19 protein-coding genes, 1 tRNA gene and 2 pseudogenes are annotated in these 23194 nt (G+C 64.7%); 15 read left to right on the plus strand and 7 right to left on the minus strand.

All coding sequences use genetic code 11. From position 1 onward, the window contains the following. Positions 1-12 precede the first annotated feature (12 nt). Positions 13-1197 carry an acyl-CoA dehydrogenase family protein gene (locus tag OXK16_07595; protein MDE0375810.1) on the minus strand — a complete coding sequence of 395 codons (1185 nt, stop codon included), beginning with the start codon at positions 1195-1197 and terminating at the stop codon, positions 13-15. Between the two features lie 214 nt (positions 1198-1411). On the opposite strand from OXK16_07595, the gene OXK16_07600 reads away from it, so the two are divergent. Beyond that, positions 1412-2773, plus strand: a complete 1362-nt coding sequence (locus tag OXK16_07600) for a TrpB-like pyridoxal phosphate-dependent enzyme (protein MDE0375811.1) — start codon at positions 1412-1414, stop codon at positions 2771-2773. 55 nt (positions 2774-2828) lie between these two features. Here OXK16_07600 and OXK16_07605 read toward each other — a convergent pair whose 3' ends face one another. The 3 genes and pseudogenes from OXK16_07605 to OXK16_07615 form a co-directional block, all read right to left on the minus strand. After that, the gene (locus OXK16_07605) at positions 2829-3842 is read right to left on the minus strand and encodes a radical SAM protein (protein ID MDE0375812.1); all 1014 of its coding nucleotides are present in this window, start codon (positions 3840-3842) and stop codon (positions 2829-2831) included. Between the two features lie 123 nt (positions 3843-3965). After that, positions 3966-4142 (minus strand): annotated as a pseudogene (locus tag OXK16_07610) (toxin-antitoxin system HicB family antitoxin). Next, a complete protein-coding gene (locus tag OXK16_07615) occupies positions 4132-4383 on the minus strand; it encodes a toxin HicA (GenBank protein MDE0375813.1) in 252 nt (83 codons plus the stop codon). The pseudogene OXK16_07610 and the gene OXK16_07615 overlap by 11 nt, the downstream one beginning before the upstream one ends. A gap of 294 nt (positions 4384-4677) precedes the next feature. Here OXK16_07615 and OXK16_07620 point away from each other — a divergent pair, with 294 nt between their 5' ends. The 10 genes from OXK16_07620 to OXK16_07665 all read left to right on the plus strand — a co-directional run bounded on the left by OXK16_07620 (position 4678) and on the right by OXK16_07665 (position 16196). Further along, positions 4678-6258 carry a glucose-6-phosphate isomerase gene (locus tag OXK16_07620; protein MDE0375814.1) on the plus strand — a complete coding sequence of 527 codons (1581 nt, stop codon included), beginning with the start codon at positions 4678-4680 and terminating at the stop codon, positions 6256-6258. A gap of 6 nt (positions 6259-6264) precedes the next feature. Then, complete coding sequence (gene zwf, locus OXK16_07625; GenBank protein ID MDE0375815.1) at positions 6265-7773, plus strand: glucose-6-phosphate dehydrogenase; 1509 nt, start codon at positions 6265-6267, stop codon at positions 7771-7773. A 52-nt stretch (positions 7774-7825) separates the two neighbouring features. Beyond that, a tRNA-Val gene (locus OXK16_07630) sits at positions 7826-7899 on the plus strand. A 596-nt stretch (positions 7900-8495) separates the two neighbouring features. Further along, positions 8496-9224, plus strand: a complete 729-nt coding sequence (locus OXK16_07635) for a site-specific integrase (protein MDE0375816.1) — start codon at positions 8496-8498, stop codon at positions 9222-9224. 652 nt (positions 9225-9876) lie between these two features. Then, complete coding sequence (locus OXK16_07640) at positions 9877-10608, plus strand: hypothetical protein (protein MDE0375817.1); 732 nt, start codon at positions 9877-9879, stop codon at positions 10606-10608. Between the two features lie 92 nt (positions 10609-10700). After that, complete coding sequence (locus OXK16_07645) at positions 10701-11591, plus strand: hypothetical protein (GenBank protein MDE0375818.1); 891 nt, start codon at positions 10701-10703, stop codon at positions 11589-11591. Positions 11592-12424: 833 nt separating this feature from the next. After that, a complete protein-coding gene (locus OXK16_07650) occupies positions 12425-12619 on the plus strand; it encodes a hypothetical protein (protein ID MDE0375819.1) in 195 nt (64 codons plus the stop codon). A gap of 474 nt (positions 12620-13093) precedes the next feature. Beyond that, a complete protein-coding gene (locus OXK16_07655; GenBank protein MDE0375820.1) occupies positions 13094-14047 on the plus strand; it encodes a hypothetical protein in 954 nt (317 codons plus the stop codon). A gap of 441 nt (positions 14048-14488) precedes the next feature. After that, entirely contained in the window at positions 14489-15130 is a 642-nt protein-coding gene (locus OXK16_07660) for a hypothetical protein (protein MDE0375821.1), read from the plus strand. 178 nt (positions 15131-15308) lie between these two features. Beyond that, the gene (locus tag OXK16_07665; protein ID MDE0375822.1) at positions 15309-16196 is read left to right on the plus strand and encodes a hypothetical protein; all 888 of its coding nucleotides are present in this window, start codon (positions 15309-15311) and stop codon (positions 16194-16196) included. 274 nt (positions 16197-16470) lie between these two features. On the opposite strand, the gene OXK16_07670 is transcribed toward OXK16_07665, so the two are convergent. Then, the gene (locus OXK16_07670) at positions 16471-16647 is read right to left on the minus strand and encodes an AlpA family phage regulatory protein (protein MDE0375823.1); all 177 of its coding nucleotides are present in this window, start codon (positions 16645-16647) and stop codon (positions 16471-16473) included. 2097 nt (positions 16648-18744) lie between these two features. Here OXK16_07670 and OXK16_07675 point away from each other — a divergent pair. Next, complete coding sequence (locus OXK16_07675) at positions 18745-19509, plus strand: metallophosphoesterase (GenBank protein ID MDE0375824.1); 765 nt, start codon at positions 18745-18747, stop codon at positions 19507-19509. A gap of 346 nt (positions 19510-19855) precedes the next feature. Here the strand turns inward: OXK16_07675 and OXK16_07680 are convergent, their stop codons facing one another. Then, positions 19856-20128 (minus strand): hypothetical protein, encoded by a 273-nt coding sequence (locus OXK16_07680; protein ID MDE0375825.1) that lies wholly within the window; start codon positions 20126-20128, stop codon positions 19856-19858. Between the two features lie 269 nt (positions 20129-20397). Between OXK16_07680 and OXK16_07685 the strand changes: the two are divergent. Continuing rightward, positions 20398-20487: pseudogene (locus tag OXK16_07685) on the plus strand (transposase). 423 nt (positions 20488-20910) lie between these two features. Here OXK16_07685 and OXK16_07690 read toward each other — a convergent pair. Then, positions 20911-21159 carry a hypothetical protein gene (locus OXK16_07690; GenBank protein ID MDE0375826.1) on the minus strand — a complete coding sequence of 83 codons (249 nt, stop codon included), beginning with the start codon at positions 21157-21159 and terminating at the stop codon, positions 20911-20913. 466 nt (positions 21160-21625) lie between these two features. On the opposite strand from OXK16_07690, the gene OXK16_07695 reads away from it, so the two are divergent. Both OXK16_07695 and OXK16_07700 read left to right on the plus strand, forming a co-directional pair. Continuing rightward, positions 21626-22225, plus strand: coding sequence for a hypothetical protein (locus OXK16_07695; GenBank protein MDE0375827.1), 600 nt, complete (start codon positions 21626-21628; stop codon positions 22223-22225). Between the two features lie 735 nt (positions 22226-22960). Beyond that, positions 22961-23194, plus strand: a 234-nt coding sequence (locus tag OXK16_07700; GenBank protein MDE0375828.1) for a hypothetical protein, incomplete at its 3' end; no start/stop codon positions are given.

Genomic DNA, 23194 nt, shown 5'->3' on the forward strand with positions numbered 1-23194 from the left:
GCCGCGGCCCTCCTACGTGAAGGCCTGGAATCCGGTGAGGGATTGGCCGAGGATCAGGGTATGGATCTCGTTGGTGCCCTCGTAGGTGATCACCGATTCCAGATTGTTCATGTGGCGCATTACCGGGTAGTCGAGGGTGATGCCGTTCGCTCCCAGCACGGAGCGGGCGGTCCGGGCGACATCCAGCGCCATCCGGACGTTGTCGAACTTGCCAAGAGACACGTGCTCGGAGCCGGCATGACCCCGATCCTTCATACGGCCGATATGGAGGGCGAGCAGCAGTCCCCGGTTCACAGAGACCATCATCTCCACCAGCTTGCGCTGGGTGAGTTGGAACGCGCCGATCGGCCGGCCGAACTGCTGCCTGGTGGTGGCGTAGTCGAGAGCCGCCTCGTAGCAGGAGCGGGCGGCGCCCATCACTCCCCAGACGATGCCGTACCGGGCTTCGGTCAGGCAGGACAGCGGGCCACGCATCGAGGACACGCCGGGCAGCGCCGCTTCTCTCGGAAGCCGTACGTCGTCGAGGGTCAGCTCGGAGGTATGGGAGGCCCTGAGTGAGAGCTTGCGCGGGATGTCGCGGGCTGCGAATCCTGGAGTATCGGTGGGGATGATGAACCCTCGCACTCCATCCTCGGCTCGGGCCCAGATGATGGCCACGTCCGCCACCGACCCGTTGGAGATCCAGGTCTTGGTGCCGTTGAGGATCCAATCCGGACCGTCTCGGCGTGCGGTCGTGCGCATCGAGGCGGCATCGGAGCCGGAATCGGGCTCCGTGAGGCCGAAACACCCCAGAACCTCGCCCGAAGCCATCCGTGGCAACCACTCCCGGCGTTGATCCTCCGACCCGTACTCCCGGATGGGGAACATGGCCAGCGAACCCTGGACCGACACCATGCTGCGGAGTCCCGAGTCGCCCGCCTCGAGTTCGAGGCAGGTCAATCCGTACTCGACCGCGGACGCGCCCGGGCACCCGTAGCCGTCCAGGTGCATCCCCAGCAGGCCCAGCCCGCCCAGTTCGGTGGCCAGCTCCCTGGGCAGGATTCCCTCGACGAACCAGTCGCCGATCGACGGGAGTACCCGGTCGCCCACCCACCGGCGAACCGTGTCCCTGAGCAGGCGTTCCTCAGGACCGAGGAGACGGTCCAAGCCGAGGAAGTCTTTCGGGTCGGGCGGGGCCGGCCGGTTGGCGGTTGACATGGTGGTGCTCACGGTTTCCTGAGGCGGCTACAAGTCTCATTGTGGCAGGCGGAGACTCGGGCGAAAGCAGGGTGCCTCCCATGTGACACGGTTCTCGGATCGGGGCCGGAACTCGCAGGCCGGCTGTGGGCATCGGGCGCCGCGAGCGTGTACCGTTCTGCGTTCCGGCAGTACCCGCGATCGAGCCTAGGTTGGCTAGGCGGAGGAGTAGTCGATGACCGTACCGACCAAGATCCTGCTCGACGAGTCGGACATCCCGACCCATTGGTACAACATCATCCCCGATCTGCCGGCGCCGCCCCCTCCGGTGCTCCACCCCGGAACCCTCGAGCCGGTGGGCCCGGGTGACCTGGCGCCGCTGTTCCCGATGGACCTCATCCTGCAGGAGGTCTCGCAGGACAGCTACATCGAGATCCCGGAACCGGTCCGGGACATCTACCGCCTGTGGAGGCCCACCCCGCTGTACCGGGCGCACCGGCTGGAGAGGGAGATCGACACGCCGGCCCGCATCTACTACAAGTACGAGGGTGCCAGCCCGGCCGGATCCCACAAGCCGAACACGGCGGTCGCCCAGGCCTACTACAACGCTCAAGCAGGTGTCAGGAAGCTGACCACGGAGACTGGCGCCGGCCAGTGGGGGAGCGCGCTCGCCCTGGCCTGCCGGATGTTCGGCCTCGAGTGCGAGGTCTGGCAGGTGGCGGCCTCGTTCGACCAGAAGCCCTACCGGGGCTCCATGATGCGCACGTGGGGAGCCACGATCCACTCCAGTCCCTCGGAGGTGACCAACGCCGGCCAGGCCATTCTCGCCAAGGATCCCCACAGCACCGGCAGTCTGGGCATCGCCATCTCCGAGGCTGTCGAGGTGGCGGCCACCAACGCGGACGTGAACTACTCGCTCGGCTCGGTGCTGAACCATGTGCTCCTGCACCAGACGGTGATCGGCCAGGAGGCCGCAGCCCAGCTTGCCAAGGTGGACGAGACACCGGACGTGATCATCGGCTGCACCGGGGGCGGTTCCAACTTCTCGGGCCTGTCGTACCCGTTCATGCGGGAGAAGCTGGCCGGGAACATCAACCCCACCATCCGGGCGGTGGAACCGGCGGCATGCCCCTCGATAACCAAGGGTGAGTACCGCTACGACTTCGGGGACGCCATCGGCATGACGCCGCTCATCAAGATGCACACCCTGGGGCACGGGTTCGTACCGGATCCGATCCATGCGGGAGGGCTGCGGTATCACGGGATGTCACCGCTGGTCTCCCACATCGTCGAACTCGGGCTGATGGAGGCGGAAGCGATCGGCCAGGTGGAATGCTTCGAGGCCGCCCTGCAGTTCGCTCGGACGGAGGGGATCATCCCTGCCCCCGAACCGACCCACGCCATCGCGGGGGCGCTCCGGGAGGCCAATGAGTGCCGGGAGTCCGGTGAGGAGAAGGTGATCCTCATCGCACTGTGCGGCCACGGCCACTTCGACATGGCCGCCTACGACACGTTCCTGTCGGGCGAGCTGCACGACTACGAGTACCCGTCCGAGGCCATCGCGGCGGCGCTGGCGGAGGTGCCGGTGGTCGCCTGATGCTGTCCGGTCCGGCCGTCCGGGCTTTCTCCCGCGGCCGGACCGCGGTGCTCGATCAGGCGAACAGGGCGAGTTGGGGGTCGGGTTGTTTCCGGGGTGTCGCATCGCGGGGCGGCCGGCGTTCCCCGCCCGGAGCGCCGTGGGCACTCTTCGCGCGCCCGATCGTGCCCCCGAGACGCCGGCGCATGGCCGGCGGAGCGTAGGACCTGGTTCCGTAGGTGTGCCGGTAGAACCGTGACAGGTGGGGGTAGTCCCGCTCTATCCACCCCAGCACGTGGTCCTTGAGCGGTCCTCGCACGTGCAAGTAACCACCCGTGATGAACCGGGCCCCGGCCTCGACAGCGCCCTTGACCAACTCCTCCACCTGCTTCGGATGATCGGTTATGCCGGGAAGGATGGGCATCATCAGCACGCCGGAGGAGATTCCCGCCTCGTTGAGCCGCCGGACCGCGTCGAGGCGCTTGCGGGGGTGGGCCGTTCCGGGCTCCGAGCGCGACCAGGCGTCGGTGTCGAGGGTTCCGATCGAGAAGTTGACGCTGATTTCGGCGGTCCTGGCAGCCCGGGTCAGGACGTCCAGGTCCCGGAGCGCTAGGGGCGATTTGGTGAGGATCGAGAACGGGTTACCCCGTTCGGCGAGTATCTCGACGATCTGGCGGGTCAGCTTGTACTTGCCCTCGGCTGCCTGGTAGGGGTCGGTGTTGGTCCCCATCGCGATCGGGTGGCCCGCCCAGCGCTGCGGGGCGGTCTCGTGGCGCAGGACCTCGGGTGCGTTGATCTTGACCACGATCTTGGTGTCGAAGTCGCGCCCGATGCCGAGGCCTAGATAATCGTGGGTGGGTCGGGCGAAGCAGTAGGTGCATGCGTGGCTGCAACCGCGGTAGGCGTTGATGGTGTATTCGAAGGGCAACGCGGACGATTGAGGTATCCGGTTGATGATGGTGCGCGACTCCACGTGGAGGAACTCGAGTCCCGTGTAGGCACCCCGACCGATCCGCCGCTCGACCACCGCGTCGAACAGCGCACTCTTGTTGCCGGGCGCGTCGGTCGTGGTCCAGCGAAGTTCTGCCATGGACCAAGGCAGTATAGACGAACACATGTTCGCTAGGAGGGGTTCTGAAAGATGTTCAGTTGGCACGGAGGCCGGCTTCCGCTACACGGCTGGCCGAACCAACTCGGTGGGGGTGGGAGGCTGCTCGCCGGCGGCTTGCATATCACCGGCGACCTCGTTGACAAGCCGACGGATTCCGGCCATTGCCTCGTCGACTGTTGGCGCCAACCAGGACAGCGACGGGAACTCACTGCAAAGACCGACGTGCTCCCCGTCTTCTGGAGACCAGATTACCCGGTATGTGTAGTGGTCAGTAGCCATGCTCCTGCAACTTTCTGATCGCCTTCAGAACCTGTCGCACCTGGTACGCCTTCGCCATACCTCGGCTGTCTTGTATGTTCACCCGCGGATCTCCCGGCCACGGTGTGCGGTATACCTGATGGCTGCCGCCGGTCCGCCGTGGTGGTCCGAAATGATCGTCACACACCTTGGCAAGGTCGGCGAACCGGACACCCGTCGGGTTCTTGCGCATGGCCTTGAGGATCGCCGCTGTGGTACCCATACCCTAGTGACTACATTCAACGATGTTTAAAGTCAAGAGGCTTGTTTCGAGAGGCTCCAGCTAAGCACCTGTCTTCGGTTGCCTCGATGGGTTGTGCGATGCAGGCGGTAGGGGCTGCGGGTTACATCGATGCCGGGTCTCCGAATCGGATCGGAGCGCCTGGAGGATGGACCTTGAGCCCCAGCGCATCCGGTTAACGTCGGACCATCGAGCACACAGACCGGACGGATGATGCCTGATCTCCCAACGCACTCATTTGCCCTTGGAAGCCTGACCGACCGGGTTCACGACCGGTTGGCCGCATGGGACGAACAGAACTACGCCATGCGGATGTGGGACCGGGATCACAGCCTGTGGTCCGCGGAGGACATACCTGACCTCGCCAACCGGCTGGGGTGGCTCCGGCTGCCCTACGAGACTGAGCAGCTGCCCGCTATCAGGGCCTTCGCCGAGGAAGCATGTCCCGGAACCGACCGGGTGGTGTTGCTCGGGATGGGCGGGTCGAGCATGGCGCCGGAGGTGTTCGCCAAGACGTTCGGGAGCGCCCTCGGCCATCCCTCGCTGACCGTTCTCGACAGCACCCACCCCGAGGCCGTAAGAGCGGTATCCGGCAGCCTCGATCCGGCCCGGACCCTGGTCCTGGTGGCCTCCAAGTCGGGCGGCACCATCGAGACGCTGTCACTGTTTCGCTATTTCTGGGGGGAGGTGTCGAGCGTTCATGATCGCCCGGGCGACCGGTTCGTGGCCCTGACCGATCCGGGTTCGGGCCTGGAGGCCCTGGCGCGCGAGCGGGGATTCCGCCGGATCTTCGCCACGCCGCCCGAAGTCGGAGGGCGCTATTCGGCGCTCACGCCGTTCGGCCTGGTTCCTGCGGCCCTGATCGGCATGGACATCGAGAGCCTCCAGGCGAGTGCGGCCGCCATGGCCGACGGGTGCGGGCCGGACCGCCCGGTTGTCGCCAACCCGGGTCTCCGGCTGGGAGCGGTCATGGGCGAGTCGGCGCTGGCCGGCCGGGACAAGCTCACCTACGTCTGCTCACCGGCGGTTACGGCTTTCGGCTCCTGGGTCGAGCAGTTGGTGGCGGAGAGCACGGGTAAGAACGGCACCGGCATCGTGCCGGTGGCCGGTGAGCCTCTGGGCGATCCTGAGAGCTACGGGCAGGATCGCCTGTTCGTCTTCATGGCCCTCCAGGGAGACGAGCCTCCGGGGTGGGAGGAGATCCGGGACGGGCTGCTGCGGCGCGGCCATCCGATGGTCGGTATAACCCTTCGTCACATAGACGAGCTGGGGGCGGAGATGTTCCGTAGCGAGATGGCGGTGGCGTCCGCCGGATCCATCCTCGGCATCAACCCCTTCGACCAGCCCGATGTCCAGGTGGCCAAGGACCTGGCTCGCCAGGCCATGTCGCCGGAAGGCTTGGAGGGCAGCGTCGAGGAGACATCCAGCGACTCCCCCCGGCTAGCGGGTGCGCTGCGGGCCTGGGCGGCGACGATCGAGCCGGGTGACTACGTCGGAATACACGCGTACCTTCCCATGGGCGGTCCGGCCGCGCCCGTTCTGGACTCGCTCGTGCCGCTTCTACGGGATCGGCTTCGGGTGCCGGTCACGCTCGGCTACGGACCCCGGTTCCTCCACTCCACCGGCCAGCTCCACAAGGGCGGCGCCAACAACGGGGTGTTCCTCCAGCTGGTGGATTCCCCGGGTCCCGACATCGATGTTCCGGAGGCGGACTTCAGCTTCGGGGAGTTGCTCGAAGGTCAGGCGGCCGGCGACTACCAGGCCTTGACCGGCCGGGACCGCCGGGTGCTGCGGGTCCGGCTCGCCGGTGATCCCCGCTCCGCGGTCGAGACGGTCGCGGGCTTGCTTGGAGGGTAGGTAGCCGTGGAATCACTGCCGACGATCGGGTCCGGAGCGGTCGACCGGCACTTGCTGGTGGTGTTCGGCGCCACCGGAGACCTGTATCACCAGAAGCTGGCGCCGGCCCTCTATCACCTGGTCCGCCAGTACGGGTTGGTCGATCGGTGCCTCATCCTCGGCGTCGCCCGTGCGGCGCTCGGCGACCAGGAGTTCCGGGCCCACTCCCGCGACGCCATCGAGAAGGCCTCACCCGGCCAGATGCCGCTGGACACCCCCGGCGCGGGTCCGGCCGACTGGTGTGAAGCGGTGATGCACTACCACCAGCTCGGAGCGGACGGATATGACGGGTTGAGGCGCCGCATCGAAGCCCTCGAGCGAGACCACGGTCTGCCGGGCAACCGCATCTTCTACCTGGCCCTACCCCCGGCGGCTTTCGGCCCCACCGTGAGGGGCCTGGGCGCATCGGGCCTGGCCGGCGGTGAGGGCTGGACCCGTCTTGTCGTGGAGAAGCCTTTCGGTGTCGACCTGGATTCCGCAGTGGCGCTGAACTCCGTCCTCCACGAGACCTTCGACGAGAGCCGGATCTACCGGATCGACCACTACCTCGGCAAGGCCACGGTCCAGAACCTTCTGGTGTTCCGGTTCGCCAACCCTCTGTTCGAGTCGGTCTGGAATCGTGATCGGATCTCCAATGTACAGATCACCGTCGCCGAGGATCTCGGCATCGGATCGAGGGCGGGCTACTACGACCGGTCCGGGGCTCTCCGCGACATGGTCCAGAACCACCTCACCCAGGTCCTGAGCCTCGTGGCGATGGAGCCGCCGGTGTCGTTCGACGCCGAGGCGATCCGCGACGAGAAGGTGAAGGTGCTGCAGTCGATCCGGACCCTCACACACGACGACGTGGTGCTGGGCCAGTACGCGGCCGGCAGGATCAGCGGACGCAGGGTTCGCGGCTACCGGGACGAGCCGGGGGTGGGCGAGGAGTCGGGTACCGCCAGCTATGCGGCGCTGCGGGTTTTCGTCGACAGCTGGCGCTGGCACGGGGTGCCCTTCTACCTGCGGACCGGGAAGCGACTGGCGACCCGCCTGACCCAGGTGGCGGTCACATTCCGCGAGCCGCCGGTGCCGCTCTTCAAGTCCTTCGACCGGAGCCGCCACCAGGGAAACGTCCTCTTCGTCCGCCTCCAACCTCACGAGGGCTTCGAACTGCTGTTCGATGTCCAGGTACCGGGCGACCATCCCGAGCTGGCCACCAAGCCGCTGTCGTTCGCCTACGAGGAGGCCTTCGGCGACCTTCCCGACGCCTACGAGACCTTGCTGTACGACGTCATGTGTGGCGACCGCACCCTGTTCGTCCGGTCTGACGAGGTGGAGCAGGCGTGGAGGCTCTACACGCCGTTGCTCGAGGCGGATCTCCGGCCCTCGTTCTACCGGGCCGGCTCATGGGGTCCCCAAGAAGCCGATGCCCTGCTGTCCAGCCGGGGCGACGGCTGGCGGGTGCGCCTCCCCAACGGCGGCGATCCGGAGTAGGGCCGGGGGCTGGTCGCTCCATCTGGGGTTCTTCTACAATGCAGCGTTCCCAGGGCGTTTAGCTCAGCTTGGGAGAGCGCTTCCCTTACAAGGAAGAGGTCGGCGGTTCGAGCCCGTCAACGCCCACAGTGGTTTCATAGGGATTCACAAGGTACCCTAAAACCGCCATCTGCCAGGGTATTTGGTCCCTGAACCCAGAACCTACGGTTACAGAGGCACCCGTCTCGTTTCACATAATCCTGCCGAAAATGTAACATCATAAGTAACATCCTATTTCGACCAGCTCTACGTGCGAGGTAAGAATGCGGCGGCCCAAGACGCTCACAGCAGCCTTCTGCAAGACCATTTCCACGCCGGGAACCTACGGCGACGGGCGCGGTGGCTTCGGTTTGACCTTCCGCGTTAAGCAAACCCGCAACGGCCGGTTGTCAAGAGTATGGGCTCAACGGGTTGTAATCAATGGTAAACCAACGTATCTTGGCCTGGGCACCTATCCAACCGTCACACTGGCCGAGGCCCGACGAAAAGCGCTCAAGAACCGCCGCGAGATCGAAGCGGGCAGGGACCCGCGAGGCGGAGGGATCCCGACCTTCGCGAGGGCCACCGACAAGGTCATCGCACTGCACCGCGACGGCTGGAAGCCGGGTAGCCGCACAGAATCGGCATGGCGTAATGGTTTCAGTCGCCACGTATATCCGAAGCTCGGCCACAGACGAGTAGACGTGATCACGACCGCGGACGTGTTAGCCGTGCTCTCTCCCATATGGCATGCGGCACCCCGGCAAGCCGAGGCTCTACGACGACGGATTAGCCAGGTCATGCGCTGGGCGGTCGCGCAGGGCTACCGGCCGGACGACGCCGCAGGGCCGGCTCTCACCGCGGTTCTACCGAAACGCCCCAACGTGACGACTCACCACCGGGCTCTCCACCACTCCGAAGTAGCAGGCGCGCTGCGGAAGGTCCGCGAGTCAGCTGTAGCCACATCGACACGGTTGGCCATCGAGTTCCTCGCACTGACGGCAGCCCGAACCACCGAGGTCAGGCTCGCTACCAGGTCGGAGATCGACCACCAGGCCGGAGTATGGACGGTCCCGGCCGAGCGGATGAAAGCAGGTCGAGAACATCGGATACCGCTCAGCAGTGCCGCGCTCCGTGTGCTAGACGAGGCGTACCGGCATGCTGGTGGCGAGTTGCTGTTCCCTGGGAGAAGTGGCAAACCGGCCGGCCACGGGGTGCTCGCCGCGACGTTTCGCCGGCTCGATATCGGAACCGTCCACGGACTGCGGTCGAGCTTTCGGGACTGGTGCTCTGAGACCGGCGTCCCCCGCGAGGTGGCAGAACAGGCATTGGCCCATTCAGTTGGCGGCGTCGAGGGTGCCTACGCCCGGTCCGACCTCCTCGATCTACGCAAGCCGGTAATGGAGGCATGGGGCGAGTACATCGATGCCTAACTCAGTCGGTGACACCCGGAATCCTCCACCGTAGCCGTCGATGAAGGAGACCAGTTCCTCTAGGGGCGGCCTGCGGGTGTTGGCATAGCCTTTCCAGCCATATATACTTTCGCTAAACGTGGGCAGTCAGAACGGGGCACGCAATGATCGAACTCCCTGGGGGCCGGCTAATCACATCGGATGAACCGGTCGATCTGATCACCAAGATGGGCGCGGCGACGCTGTTCGGCATAACCGCCGACGCGGTACGAACCGCCACCATACGCGGCCATGTGAGGACCCGTGTGGTTCTCAGGTTCTCTAACCGTTACGACCGGCTCCTCGATTTCTGTTCGGCTGAGCGGTATTGGCAGGCGAGGACCAGGAGCATCTATTACGAGCGTGACCTGGCCGATATGCGGAACCGTGCCGACGAGTTGTTGGTTGGAGGGGAGCGGTACCGGCTGCTGCACCCTTGGCCGCTGGTTGAAACAGAACCAGCTTGTCCTCATCGCAGCGAGTGGCCGTGTGCGATGCCGCCGTGTGAGAGGCTGTGGTTCAAGTGAAGATCGAACCGGACCGCCGTCCGAGGAGGATGCGACGTCCGGGTGACGTGAGAGAGGGCGTCGCCGCGAGTTGTGGGTGGACCGAGTGAGGGGAGGCTGAGCCTCGTATGTATGAACTGAGCATCCTGTCAGACCGAGCGCCGCTGGGGGATCCGCCTGATCTGACTTCGTACCCGCTTCTGGCCCGGCCTGGTAGCGGTCAGGTGGGGGTGTTGGAGGCCGCGTTCATCGTTCGGGTGCGCGAGCGGATCGAGGTTGATCCCCAAGTGTTGGACAGCATGGTGTTGACCTTCGAGGGCGAGCGGAAGGGGGCGGATAGCCTTGTTGTGCGGGCGTGGTTCTGCGGGGAGCGTGAACTTGTTCGACTCCCGGTGTTCGGCTACTCACCCGCCCGAGAGGTTGTGGGCGACGTCGGGGACGTGGCCTCCTATGTGACCGCGATGTGGGAGCTGCTGATCTTCGGCTGGGAACAGCATGTGGCACATAACGTTGGGCGGGTGCAGCAAACCATCGCATGGAAACTGAAACGGGTATGGGCTACCGACCCTGCCAGGCTCCTGGACGCCTGCGAAGCCGCATATCCACCGCACGAGCTGTGGAACGAAGTGCTTCCCGCCCCGTGGGTTCCGACACATGCCCCATACTGGGATAGCTACCAGCAGCTATCGGTGGGCTGTGACCGGCCCCAGCTGGGTGCCATCCTCCAGGTCGACCAGCACCGGTACTCGTTCGAGGTGAACGTGTCCCTCGTGATGTGCCAAGACACCCTCGGCGCCGACACCCACCTACTCGGCCGTGTGGGTGTCGATGTACCCAAGTTGATACCCGCAGCCACCTAGCCGTACACAACCACCAAGGTGTTGCGGCGGTTGGTAGGTGACCGGGTGGGTGGTGGTGTGGGTTGTGACAGCGGGTCTCTACGATGCTGCCCATGGTTACTGCAGCGGCTGTAGCGCTGCATCCTGATCTGGTTGACTTCCCGGACACCCGACCGGTGCGGGGTCCGCTGGCTGGCGTGGTCAATACCTTGCGGGAGGAGGACCGGGTGATAGTCACTCTGGGTGATCTGGCCGAGTTGCTGCCCGGCCGGGCTCCGCAGAGTACCGCTAGGGCGCTGCGGGAGGCGGGGTGGCTGTTCCCGATGCGGACCCGCGGTGTGTGGGGGTTCTCCGGGTCCCGGCTGGGCGCCCCACGGGCGCCAGGGTATTTGGAGCTCCACGCCCGGATGCGGGTGCGGCCCGACACGCCGGCGTGCATTGCCGGCAAGACCGTGGCCATGCTCCATAACTGGCTGTGGCGGCCCGTCGAGTCGGACATCGGTATGCCCCCCGGCGCCAAGGTCCCCCGCTGTCTGTCCGACTTCGCCGTTCACCGGTGGGACCCTCAGATCGGCTTGGACGAGTTCTTGGGGCTGCCGATGTGGAAGCCCGAGACGCTGCTCTGCTACATGGCTGCACGACCGTCGCGGATCAGTTGGGAAGACATCAAGCAATGGCTGTGGGCGGTGTGCGAACACCTCGAGCTCGATCTGCTGCTGGCCGAGCTGGAGGGAAAGCCTCGGGCGGTGTGGATGAAGACCGGCTACCTCGCTGATGTGGGAGAGCGTCCCGACCTCGGCGAAGCTCTCGCCGGGGCGGCGCCGACCAACGCCCGCGGTCCCTATCTACTCGGTTGGCGGGAACAGCACTGGCCGACGTCGGTGTGGGAAACCCCAGTGTGGGTACCCAAGTACGAGATCATCGACCACCTCCTCCCGAGACGATGGCACCCGAAACTCGGCTTCGAGCCGTTCGAGCCACCCAAGACCTGGGGATGGGACTAAGCGCCGAATAGCATCGGCCGACCCGAGAGGCCCCTACCGAGTCCCCCTCCTGCAGCTCATCGCCAACTGGAAACCGCCGACGACCCTGGCTCTCTCATCATCGAGCCGCAACAGTACGAGGGTGACGATCCGGTGTTGTTGGCAGCGATCGCTGTTGTCGTACACGGCCTGGTGGACCGGGCACAGATGCCACTACCTGATTGGGTGCTTGGTCACCAGGCTACCGAGCATGTGATGCTGCTCGCTGGGCGTTTCAACACCCCGTATGGCCGGATGGTGCGGCGGCGGCCGCTGGCCGAGATCTGTGGCTACCACCGGGTCTGGTTCTCATCATCGGCTGCTTGACAAAGGCACTCCGGACTGGCTCCCGTAGTGGGACGACGATGAGGACGACTCTGCCCTAGAAGCCGGGGGACCCTAAGCGCGGCTTGTGCCGACATCGGAGAGGAAGTGGCCACAGGACCCGGCGAAAGCAGAGAAGGCGACAATCGGGCGCTCCTGTCACCCGACCATAGGTAACGCTACCTAGCAGCCGGTTCCCAGGAGCTCACTTCCCTTTTGCAGGCGATGTGCCGGATTGGATCGAGGCGACCCACGGTGGTCGTGTCGTGAGGTCCGTCCCCAGCTGAAGCACCCGTTGGAGCGGAACGCGGGTTCGATGGCACCTTCCTTCACCTCCTTGGTGTTCACCGACCGGACCCGCCAGTCCGGTCCAAAGTGGGCAACTCCATACCCCCTAGCACCCACACACCATTTCTCGACCGGTCATGGTCGTACCGTCCGATGGCCCTTTTCCAGTCTGCTCTATGCTGGTGGAAGTAGAGGAGACACCGATGGGCACTCGCAAGTTCAGCGAACTGGTCGCCCACATAGATAACGACCCCGAACGCCGCGCCCGTGTTGATGTTCTCGAACAGGCGGCGTGGGACGAGCTCGCCGCTCACAACCTCGGCGAGCTACGCCGACTACGAGAGAAGACCCAACCCGAGTTCGCCCGCGACTCGGGAGAGCCTAACCGGCCGTCGTAGCTAGGGAGAGAACCGACGATCACCTGGTGTGGACGGTCCGGGCGGTAGTAGAAAAGCTTCGGTGGGGCAACTTGAGGTAACCGTCGTGTTCGACCACCAACGTATCCTCCTCGTCGCACCACCTTGCACCCACGGCCGCGGAAGAGGCCCGACGCGTCAGGCGGGGACAGCCTCCGAGGATGTGACGAGAACCGGAGACCGACTGCACCCTCGAACCGGGTGGGGGTGCGTGTCTTGTTGTCAAGCCGCGTGGGGTTTTCGGGTTGGTGGGTTGGTAGGGGGGTTTGGGTTTCGAGCACGGCGAGGATGATGTTGCGGTGTCGGCGGGCGAGGCAGAGGACCGCGGCGTTGTGTGCCTTGCGTTGCGCGCTTCTGTGTAGGTAGCACGACTATCCCGCACCAAACTAGGAACCAGCCCGGGAGGGGTCAGTTGTTCTACGCACGAGCCGAGAAATCGGTGTTAGCTTCGCTGGCATGAGCGGCTTGGCGCAGATTGTGGAACGGGTGGCCCGCGACACCATTGCTTCAATCTTGGTTCCGCTACGTATCGAGTGCATTCACCCCTACGGCGAGTGGCGGATGATGCTGGGAAATGGACGGGTTGCCGACATCGAGGCGACTGTGCGTACCGATCAGTATGGAAACAGCTTCTGGTCTCAGATAGGTGACAGGCCGGGCCCTGAGTGGCTCGACGATCGTCTCACCTACAAGTGGACCGTGCTCGTGAGCGATCCGGAACCGGAAGCCAACAGACGAAGACCGGTCCGGCAGCTAGTTGATGCGCTGATCCCTGTACTCGCTGACGTGGAAGCCACTGGTGCCACGCCCGAAGAAATGGTCGACATCGCCAACCGTCGCTTGGTTGACGTGTGGAGAGTTGTCTACGAACGGGCGGATTGGGTTTGGATCGAAGCGCGGGCTGGTATGCGCTTCGAGGAGTGGCTGCCTCTTTGGGCGGAGCAATCTGGCTTCTGGAACCCGAAGCTTCTGATCGACCATTTCGACGATCCCTTCGTAGCGCGGCGGGTGAGTGTGGTCAAGCCGCCTGAGCCAGCCCCCCATGGCATGGTCTACACACACGGGAACGTGGGCGGCGGTGTCGCCTGGGGCGACCATGAGGCGCTGCGCACCGCGATTCAAGAGCGCATCGACATCAAGACGGGCAAGGACCAGTTGGCTGACGCACCAGACCTCAAATGGTTGGCCGTGGGATTGGACGGCGGACACTCGGCCTGGCAGTTGAACGACCACTTCGGTCCCAAGACCAGCCCGCCTTACTCTTTTGAGTCCGTCAACGGCCTTACGTTGGGCTGCTTCGACGAGGTTTGGGTTATGGCGCGCTGTGCCAAAGAGATGTACACGGTCGTGCGGTTGGCTGAGCGGTCTCGCCACATTGTTCGTCTCACTACCGGGGAAACGTCGCCATGATTCGCATTCGCCAAGCGTTCGCTTGAGGAGACCGACCGGACCTTAGGCTCCTATAGAACCCTCCCAGACACCAACGGCGCTGCCACCTTGACCTTCCCGAGTTTCCCGACCGGTACAATCACCACAGGCCCCCACAGCGCCCGAGGGCGGCCAACCAGCCATCAACCGAGTCGTCAACGACCTCTGGGCACAGGACTAGCGGGTAGCGCCTTCGGCGGTGGCCCGTTCGGCTAGGACACACAAGGTGCTGACTGAAGGCGAGGAACCCGACACTCGAGTGTTTCGGTACGACACACCCGAACCCGACACGGGAGCAGATGCCGGAGCCCGCCTTAGGCTCGGTGCGAGGTGACGCGCCGCGGCAGGCGATACCTCGCGCGGGCGGGGCCGACACGTCCCCGGTCCCACACACCACAGGTGTGCTCAAAGGGTTGCGGCGACTTGGCAGAGCCCGCAATGGCGCAACCGGGGGTGTTGGAGGAGCGGCTACCGCTAAGCGGCTGGGCGATGCTTCGGCACATGCTTGGGCGGCACTACTGGCCGCGGGTGGTGTTCGCGACAAGTTACGTTGCGGCGGTGGTGGCCATCGGCAGCGCCGACCGGTACGGCACCTGGTACGTCCCGGTGGTCGCAGTCCCCGTAACTCTCGCCGCGCTGCCCACCTTGCTTGTTGAGTGGACACGGATACGAGAGCATGCCGACGCTCAGCTTCGTACCCACCGCCACCTTGTTGTGTCTGTGACCTCGGCTGTGGCGGCCACCGTGATGGTGGCCCTCGCTGTGCTGATCGGGACCGTCGATGCAGCGGCCTGGCGTGCCCTTCGCCAAGAGGGCCTGGCCGGGCAACTCGTGGTGGCCCCGCTGCTCGTAGTGGCGGGCGGGATGGCACTAGTGATGTGGGTCTACATCGGCTGTTTAGTGCACGCTGTGGCGCCAACGTCGGGGAAGTGGGACTGGCTCCGAGAAACCACGGCCGTGGTAGTCCTGTCCGCCGCCATAGTCCTGCCGACGATGCTGGTCGTGGTCGTCTACCAGATGTGGATGCTCCTCGACGTGAAGATCGGCACTGGCGTCGGGCTGTGAGAACCATCCAGGCGGTCATCTGCAGATAATCCGCACAGCTCGCGCGGATCCGAGTTCCGGCGAACCCCGATCCCTGCTGGGCTAGCCGACGTGTGTCTGGCCCGCGGGCTGCGGGTTATCCCGTTTACCTGCACCCGCTCATCACAGCGGATGTGATAACCCTCGGTACGATGGGGCGATGAGCACCATGACCGCCGATCTGCTACCTGACCTGGTGAACACCCCGGACACGCGGCCGGTGAGGGGCGCGCTCGTGGGGGTGGTCAATACCTTGCGGGAGCAGGACCGGGTAATAGTCACTCTGGGGGATCTGGCCGAGCTGCTTCCCGGTCGGGCTCCGCAGAGCACCGCCAGGGCGTTGCGGGAGGCGGGGTGGTTGTTCTCTATGCGTACTCGTGGTGTGTGGGGGTTCGCGGGGGTCCGGTTGGGCGCTCCTAGGGCTCCGGGGTATTTGGAGCTCCACGCTCGGATGCGGGTGCGGCCCGACACGCCGGCGTGTATCGCGGGCAAGACGGTGGCCATGCTCCATAACTGGCTGTGGCGGCCTGTCGGGTCGGCTATCGGTATGCCTCCGGGGGTCAAGGTTCCCCGTTGTCTGTCCGACTACGGCGTTCACCGGTGGGCTCCGCAGATCGGCTTTGACGAGTTCTTGGGGCTGCCGATGTGGAAGCCTGAAACGTTGCTCTGCTACCTCGCAGCCCGACCGTCGCGTATCTGCTGGGAGGACGTGCAGGAGTGGTTGTGGGCGGTGTGTGAGAACCTCGAGTTTGATCTGCTGCTGGCCGAGTTGGAAGGATGGCCTCGGGCGGTGTGGATGAAGACCGGCTACCTCGCCGATGTGGGAGAGCGCCCCGATCTCGGCGAGGCTCTCGCCGCGGCGGCGCCGGCAGGCGGTCGGGGCCCGTTTGTGCTCGGATGGCGGGAACGGCGGTGGCCTACGCCGGTGTGGGAGAGCCCCGTGCGGCTACCCCAGTACGAACTCGTCGACTACCTGCTCCCTGCGTGGTGGTGCCCGAAGCTTGGTTTCGAGCCGTTCGAGCCGCCCAAGACATGGGAGTCCGACTGAACAACCTCCCCGCAGCGATCAAGCAGGCGTACCCAGCCGCCAAGAGCGGTTCGGTTGTCGAGGAAGCGGCGGTGCTGACGAGGCGTTCCACCACTACCGCCTCCTCTACGGACTCCACGAGAAGCGAGCGGCCTGCCTAGTTGACTCCATTCTTTTGGTCGTGTTGGCTTGATCGGTACCACCAGTCGGCGTGCCCGGCACCGATCGGAACGAAAACCCAGCCAGAAGGAAACGACTCCGGGACGTGCGAGTTGCTGTTGTTCGGGTGGGGTGGTCACGCTGTGGGGGATAGGTTGTCGATCCAGTCGTAGATGTCCTGTTCCCGCCAGCCCACCGCCCGGGTGTGTTCCCCACCAAGACGGATAGGTTGGGGGAACGACCCGTCCCGTTCCCGACGCCAGATCGTGGTTCTGCTCAGCCCGGTGATGTCTATGACTTCGGGCATTCTCATCATCCGCCTACCCCTAAGAGGCGGCACCGCTGACCGTCGACGAGTGCCACCCGGCCTGCTGTTGTCGGTTTGGTTCCTCATCCCGCAATCTCCTCTCTTGTCGCCGGTCCTAGTGCCGGCCCGCTATCTGTCTTGTGTCCGATGGGATCGTCAAGGGGCCTCTTGTTGCTATCGAACATACCCACAGGACCCGCCAACCCGGTCGCGGATCCACCCCCTCGGAGTCGCGCTCAAGCGCGACCGGTCGCGCATCCACCCCCCAGCGGTCGCGCATCCGGTCGCGCATCCCCCTTCCGCGGTCGCGCTTCCCCCCTTTGCGGTTGCGCTTGCGTCTGACCCGAGTCTCCCACCGCGGCGCGATACGTAGACGCTTCCCGACGACGGCCGAGAGGTTCGGGTAGCCAGTTGGCGAGCCTCTCGGGTGGTTTGACGGGGCGGTGGGATGTGTGTCCGCCCGCTACGTCACCCGGGGGACATACGTCCCAGTGAGGGAACGGTGTGCCCCTTGTGGGCGTGTGAGGGCTGGTCGCGGTCGCGCTCAACCGCGACCGGTCGCGCATGCGGTCGCGCATCCCTCTGAACTGGGCTTTCGCGGCGGCTCAACAAGCGAGAAGGCCTCTGGTGGTGCGGTGGGGGCCGCCGGCGAGTCCGGCCGGCTGCGGGGCCCGTTGTTGTGGCGGGACAGATGTCCGGATCGGGCTCCGCATTTCTAAATGAAAACTTGGCTCTCCTTTCAACCCTCATTGACAGCCTTCGGTTTCGCGACACGTGTCCCTCTCGGTCGCACCATCCGAAGACCTGTGTTCTTCCCCGGGTCTTGTTCTCCTCGTCTGGCTTAGCGACTGTTCTGTTGGCGCTGGTGTTGCGGTACTGCTCGAACTAGCGCTCCTCCCGTGTGCCTCTGGTGGGTTGTCGGGTTCTCGGGCAGAGTGGGCCGCGATCCCCCCGGGGTCTGACGGCTCCATGGCCTTGCGGTTAGAGGGTGTGGACGTCTCGAGTATTGGCCCCCACCAGGGGACACAGGCCGGCGGGCGAGGGTGTTGAGGTGTGGTGGTCAGCGTGTCGGACGGGGTAACCGTTCAGGTTTCGGTGCCGGGCGGCGACGCGGGGAGCCAGTCTTTGTGCACGGCCTGGGCCGATACTCCCATCAGCTCTCCCAGCTCTCTGAGAGTGGCACCCTCGGTGCGATACGAAGCCACGGCTCGGCGTAGCTTCTGGTTAGCCTCCGCTAGGGCGGCCTGCGCGCGGCGCCGCTCAGCGGCGGCTTCGGCGACAAGCCCAGCCCCGACCGCAGAAACCCGAGCCTGGTCTGCTACATGAGGCTCGACTACGCCGTCGCCCACCAAACACTGCCCACCCGCAGCCGATGCCGCGTCAGCGAACAGCGACGGCTGAGCCGCGGTCCGGTCATAGGCCAGTACAGGCCCTGTTGCCGCCGAACCCTCAACCCCGGCACTAGACAGCCTCGGCGGGGCAGGCTGTGGCCTCCGAGCCGGGGCGGGTCGCCGCCGGCGTTTCTTCTTTCTTCGTCTCGACACCTTGGTCCTTCCCCGTAGCATCCAGAGGGAGTCTCAACCCGAGTTGATCGATGCCCGGAATGTAGCGGAACCGACCCCGACCCGTGATGGGGATTCAGCCAGACGCTGCCCACCCGGACACGCCGGTGTTCGCTAGGCCGTCAGCTACGAACACGAAATGAACCACACCCCGCGAGGGGGGGGAGATGGATCATCCGGATCAAGGCATCCAAAAGCCGAATGTCTGGACCCAGCGCTGGTGACCCACGTACCAGTGGTCCCGGATCGCAGTGGGACACATGTCCCGAACCTAGGCCGTCAACCAACGTTGAAAGATGAGTCAAGTTTTCATTAAAATGGGGACACATGTCCCAGGGGGGTGGTGGGACGTATGTCCCCGGTCGGGGATGTGCGACCGGGTTTCGGGGGTGGTCGGGCATGATGCCCGGCTTGCGTTGCCGGCGGCACTGTCAACATGCGATGTGGCACCCCGTCGGATCCCAATCGGCTCCCGCCAGGGGTGACGGACTCTCGCCGCTTGTCCGACTACCAGATTCACTAGTCCTAGGCTGGAAAGATCATGGGAACCAGATTCGCCGTTGTGGGCGACATCCACGGCAGGTTCGAAGACCTCGCAGACGCCCTAGAGAGGGTCCGCGACAAGTGGGGCCAGCTTGATTTCATACTCGCCGTGGGGGACGTGGAACCCAACCGAGGGTACGAAGATCATCTTGGGGTGGTGGGACCGCCCCGCTACCGCAAGGTGGGCGACTTCCCACGGGTAGCAGCCGGTGACATCAGCCTGGGCGCGCCCCTGTACTTCATCGGGGGAAACCACGACCCCTATCCCGCGTTGGACCAAGCCGGGGCAGGGGAATGGGCACCGGGAGTGTGGTGGCTGGGCCGCTACGGTGTTAGCAAAGTAGCCGACGTGAACGTCGGGTTCTTGTCGGGTATCTACTCGCGCAAATACAGCGACACCCCAGAACTGAAACGCAACGACCCCAAGCAGCGGATCTACTGGCACCGGTCCGAAGTGGAACGACTCTCCCGTGTGGCCCGACGCCACCATGGACGTGTCGATGTGCTGTTGACGCATGACTGGCCGTCGGGAGTGGGCACCAACCGCGACGGCAAACCGGTAGGCGACCCGGCGGTGCGTCAACTAACCGAAGCGATACGACCCCGGATCCATGCCTGCGGTCACATGCACCACGACCACCGAGCCCGCATCGGCCCCACCCAGGTCCTATGCCTGGCCAAACCGCTCAACACCCCTGATCGGGTACAAGGCGTTGCCGTAGTGGAACGCGACCGCAAGGGAGACCTACGAGTCGTCACCTAGCCGACCCACCGGACATGACGGGCCGGATCGGAACCACACGCCCCAATGTCAGTGGAAGGTGATGATGGTGCGCGAGTAGCTGCCCGACGGCCTCACCCGCCCCGAACAAGCGGACACGGGCGGGTCCTCGCTGATCCATCGAGGTCTAGTACGTGTTGTCGACGGGCTTTCTTTGGGAGTTATATACGTGAGTGCCGAAGCTGCTGTTAGCGCTTAGGGCTCAAAGCGAAGGCGGCGCCTGCTACTGATAGTGCGACCAGCCCGACCTCCCACTGGTGGTTCCCGATCAGTAGAAAACCCGTCATGCCCGCGACCACGCCTACCGCGGTGAATACGCGACCACGACTCACCCTTCATTCCAGGTGAGCACGGCTACCGCGTCATCCTCGAAGACTTCCAGTTTCCACGACACCGTCGGGATGGGTCGGGTGGGACGCCGAGGCGCTGCTGTGGCCCCGGCGCTCCGTTTTCGGTAGAGCACGCCGGTGGGTTCGAGTTCCCATGGGTACCTTGCTTGGTGGTAACGGAACTGATCGTCGACCATGCGCGCCACTATTGGGTCTACGAACGGTCGGGAGTCGCCCAAAGTCGCCGTGGACGTGTTAGGATAAGGACACACAGGTCACCTCCTGTGATCGTGAAATCTGAACGTGTAAGCCCCGACCCGTCTGCGGCAACAGGCGGGTCTTGACTTTCTCGGCTAGCAGTTTACCGAACTAGGGCTGTTGTCCACAGGGTTGTGGATATGCGCTGGCACGGTTTTTTTCGCGTTCTTTTTCGCGTTCTAAGGAACTGCAAGTGCGCCATCGGAGTCCGAAACTGGCATTGCGGGAGTGCCTGAGGCGTCGGGTGGTCCGGGCATGGGGAAGCTACCCGGACCCGTCCCCCTACTACGGCACCTACCACCACATGAGCCCCAAACACCTACAACGGTACGTGAACGAGTTCGCAGGACGGCACAACACCCGACGACAGTCCACCACCGACCAGATGGCCGCAGTCGCTCGGGGCCTAGTCGGGAAGCGACTTACCTACTGGCGGCTCACCGCTAAACTCAGCCAACTAGCGGCACGGTTGCTGCCCCTGGATGACTGGCCACCACGCGACTGGCCCGAATGGGAGCTATACCACGGCGTCAAAGGCGCCAGCGTCTAGAGACTTTCGCAGGGGTCGCCGTCACCGTCACGGTCGTAACGGCTCGGAGACCCGGCAGCCTTCCAAGCTCGAACAAACTCAGACTTGGACCAGCCCTCATCCTTAGCCGCCCCGCACGTGCGCGGAAGGGGACGCCCCCGCGTGGTCGTCGTCGAAGGAATCGTCCGGCCAAATGCCGTGGCACCGCTAGAGCGGCTTGACCACACGCGGCCTATTCGGGTAGGCGGAGACCTGGGTCAGGTTGGGTTAGTCGGTGGGTGGTGATGGGTTGCTGGTTCGGTCGTGTGTTTGGAGTCGTACCTTGATTGCTCGTTCGGTTATTCCGAGCCACTTCGCCATGCGGTACATGGTGACTCCTTCATTGCGGGCGGTGGCGAGTTCGGCGTTTAGCTCGGCGGAGGCGTCGGCGCGGGCTTGTTCGACGGCCTGGTAGGTGTCCCAGGCTTGGCGGACCCGCCGGTACCGGTCGTTGTGGTCTGGGTGTTCGGGGTTCACACGGCGGCCCGGGGTGGCGTCGTCTCCGATGGTACCTGGTGTGTGTCTACCTCACTTGCCCACGGTGCCGTACTAGCTTATGGTACTGTAAGTATGTACGGTACGGTGTGTGTTCGGGAGGTGCCCCCTTGATGGACATATCGGCAGGAGACCCGCCCCGGGTGGGAAGGCATTGTGGGGACCCGTACGGGGCGGTTTATCGGAAGCTGCGCCGGCGGGTGTTGGCCCGCAACGGCGGGGATTGTTCGTTCTGTGGCATCTCCGCGGCTGTGGAGGTGCATCACAGCCCGGTGGTGTATCCGTGCGGTAGTTCTGTGGGGTGTTGCGGTCGGCGCAAGGTTGAGGTGGGGGATCTGGTGGGTTTGTGTCGGGTGTGCCATGAGGTGGCTACCACGTTGCGTCGGTTTGTCCGGGTTGGGGGCAGCGTGTTCGAGTTCTCAGCCCGGTTCAAGGAGGTGATCGCCGGATGCGGTACAGGATCAGAGTACGGGGGGTTAGCCCGATCATCGTTGATAACGGAGCGGCCGGATTGGACACCCGGTCGCCTGCCAACATCGAAAAGGCGCAGATCACCAAGAAACGGGGAAGCAACCGGACCGTCGCCGACGACATCCGATTGCGCGAGCTGGAGTGTCTCGTCTCTCTTTACCTCGACGAGGATGGAGCGCCTACTCTCCCTGCGGCAGCGTTTCGGAAGAACATCGAGTCAGCCGCCCGCAAGCTGAGACAGGGCCCCCAGGTGCGGGAGGGTCTCGTGGTGGAGGAGGTGGAGGAGTTCGACTACGACCGCCGCCTTGGTACCACTGCCACCGAGTTGGCCCGCACCGCCCAGTTCACTGTCGGGGTGCGGGTGAGGGGAGCTGGCAGGGTCCTTCGCACCCGGGCCCGGTTCGATGAGTGGGCGGCCACGATACGAGTCGACGTGGATCCCGAACTGGTAGATCAGGAACAGCTACTGACCTGGTTGGACATAGGGGGACGCCGCCTCGGGGTGGGGAACTGGCGGCCCGAGAAGTCGGGACAGTTCGGACGTTTCGAGGTCGAGAGCATACAAGCCCTCCCATAGAACCCGGAAGAGGCCTGGGAAGACTTGGCGTAGCTGAGCCTCGCATTGCTGGGCTCGGCGCGGCATCGCAGAGCTAACCAGAGCTAAGCATCGCACCGACACCCAAGGGAGGGGCGGAACAGTGGCACACCCACCGGGTACAGCCACACCCCGCCCCTCCAAGGGCGGGGAGCAGGACACGGACACTGCGTATCACCCATGAGAGGGGTCGTCTCGGCACGTTTGCGCTAGCGCGGCGACCTCGCAGGACCATGGGTGTGCTCTCTAGGCGCTGCGGGGGCTCCTGGCTTCGGGCACGGCATGACGCAGCGGGCGAGCCGTGTCTCTCACGGGGGCCTCAGCCGGCCGTGAGACCCGTTCCCGGTCTTGGGCGAACACCTTTCTAGGTTGTGGTACCAGGGCGGATGGTTCACGACGTCGCCAAGACATCCCCGATCACCACCAAGTCGCGCTCGGCCACGTAGCCGGCGCAGACCGTGCAGAGCACATAAGACCCCACCGTAACTTGGCGTGTAGCGGATAGTGGTCTACGGCCAGGTGTGCTGTGTCGGGGCGGTGCTATGGTGCCGAGCAGCCACCAAATGCCGAACCTCACCTATCACTTTGGTAGGAGGGTGTTCTTAAGCAGCCAGAAAACGGGATCAGGCCGTTGCGCATGGTCCCGTCCGGTCTGGCTGCTGTATAGGCATTTGGTGGCAACTAAGGCCTGACTCACCGACCGGAGGGACCACCAAGGTGCGTTACATCAACCTGTCCGCGGCTCTTGTGCTAGTTGTTTCTTTGGTGGGCTGCGGAGCCGATTCAGAAGGAACCGATCCTGGGGGGTTGGATCCGTTCGCTCCGCAGGCGGTGAGCCTCGGATGGCCGCATTGTTCCGCGTATGCGGAGCTTCAGGATGCCATCATCGGGTTCAGAGATGATGGCGATCAGCGAAATTCCCCAGAGTTGGTCAGCGAATTTCCCCACCCT

The sequence above is a fragment of the bacterium genome (genome assembly GCA_028821235.1).
Classification (GTDB): domain Bacteria; phylum Actinomycetota; class Acidimicrobiia; order Spongiisociales; family Spongiisociaceae; genus Spongiisocius.

Excerpts from the sequence above, each read along its gene's own strand:
- OXK16_07595 (MDE0375810.1), bottom strand. The coding sequence starts at position 1,197 with ATGTCAACCGCCAACCGGCCGGCCCCGCCCGACCCGAAAGACTTCCTC.
- OXK16_07600 (MDE0375811.1), top strand. The coding sequence starts at position 1,412 with ATGACCGTACCGACCAAGATCCTGCTCGACGAGTCGGACATCCCGACC.
- OXK16_07605 (MDE0375812.1), bottom strand. The coding sequence starts at position 3,842 with ATGGCAGAACTTCGCTGGACCACGACCGACGCGCCCGGCAACAAGAGT.
- OXK16_07615 (MDE0375813.1), bottom strand. The coding sequence starts at position 4,383 with ATGGGTACCACAGCGGCGATCCTCAAGGCCATGCGCAAGAACCCGACG.
- OXK16_07640 (MDE0375817.1), top strand. The coding sequence starts at position 9,877 with ATGTATGAACTGAGCATCCTGTCAGACCGAGCGCCGCTGGGGGATCCG.
- OXK16_07645 (MDE0375818.1), top strand. The coding sequence starts at position 10,701 with ATGGTTACTGCAGCGGCTGTAGCGCTGCATCCTGATCTGGTTGACTTC.
- OXK16_07650 (MDE0375819.1), top strand. The coding sequence starts at position 12,425 with ATGGGCACTCGCAAGTTCAGCGAACTGGTCGCCCACATAGATAACGAC.
- OXK16_07655 (MDE0375820.1), top strand. The coding sequence starts at position 13,094 with ATGAGCGGCTTGGCGCAGATTGTGGAACGGGTGGCCCGCGACACCATT.
- OXK16_07665 (MDE0375822.1), top strand. The coding sequence starts at position 15,309 with ATGAGCACCATGACCGCCGATCTGCTACCTGACCTGGTGAACACCCCG.
- OXK16_07670 (MDE0375823.1), bottom strand. The coding sequence starts at position 16,647 with ATGAGAATGCCCGAAGTCATAGACATCACCGGGCTGAGCAGAACCACG.
- OXK16_07675 (MDE0375824.1), top strand. The coding sequence starts at position 18,745 with ATGGGAACCAGATTCGCCGTTGTGGGCGACATCCACGGCAGGTTCGAA.
- OXK16_07695 (MDE0375827.1), top strand. The coding sequence starts at position 21,626 with ATGCGGTACAGGATCAGAGTACGGGGGGTTAGCCCGATCATCGTTGAT.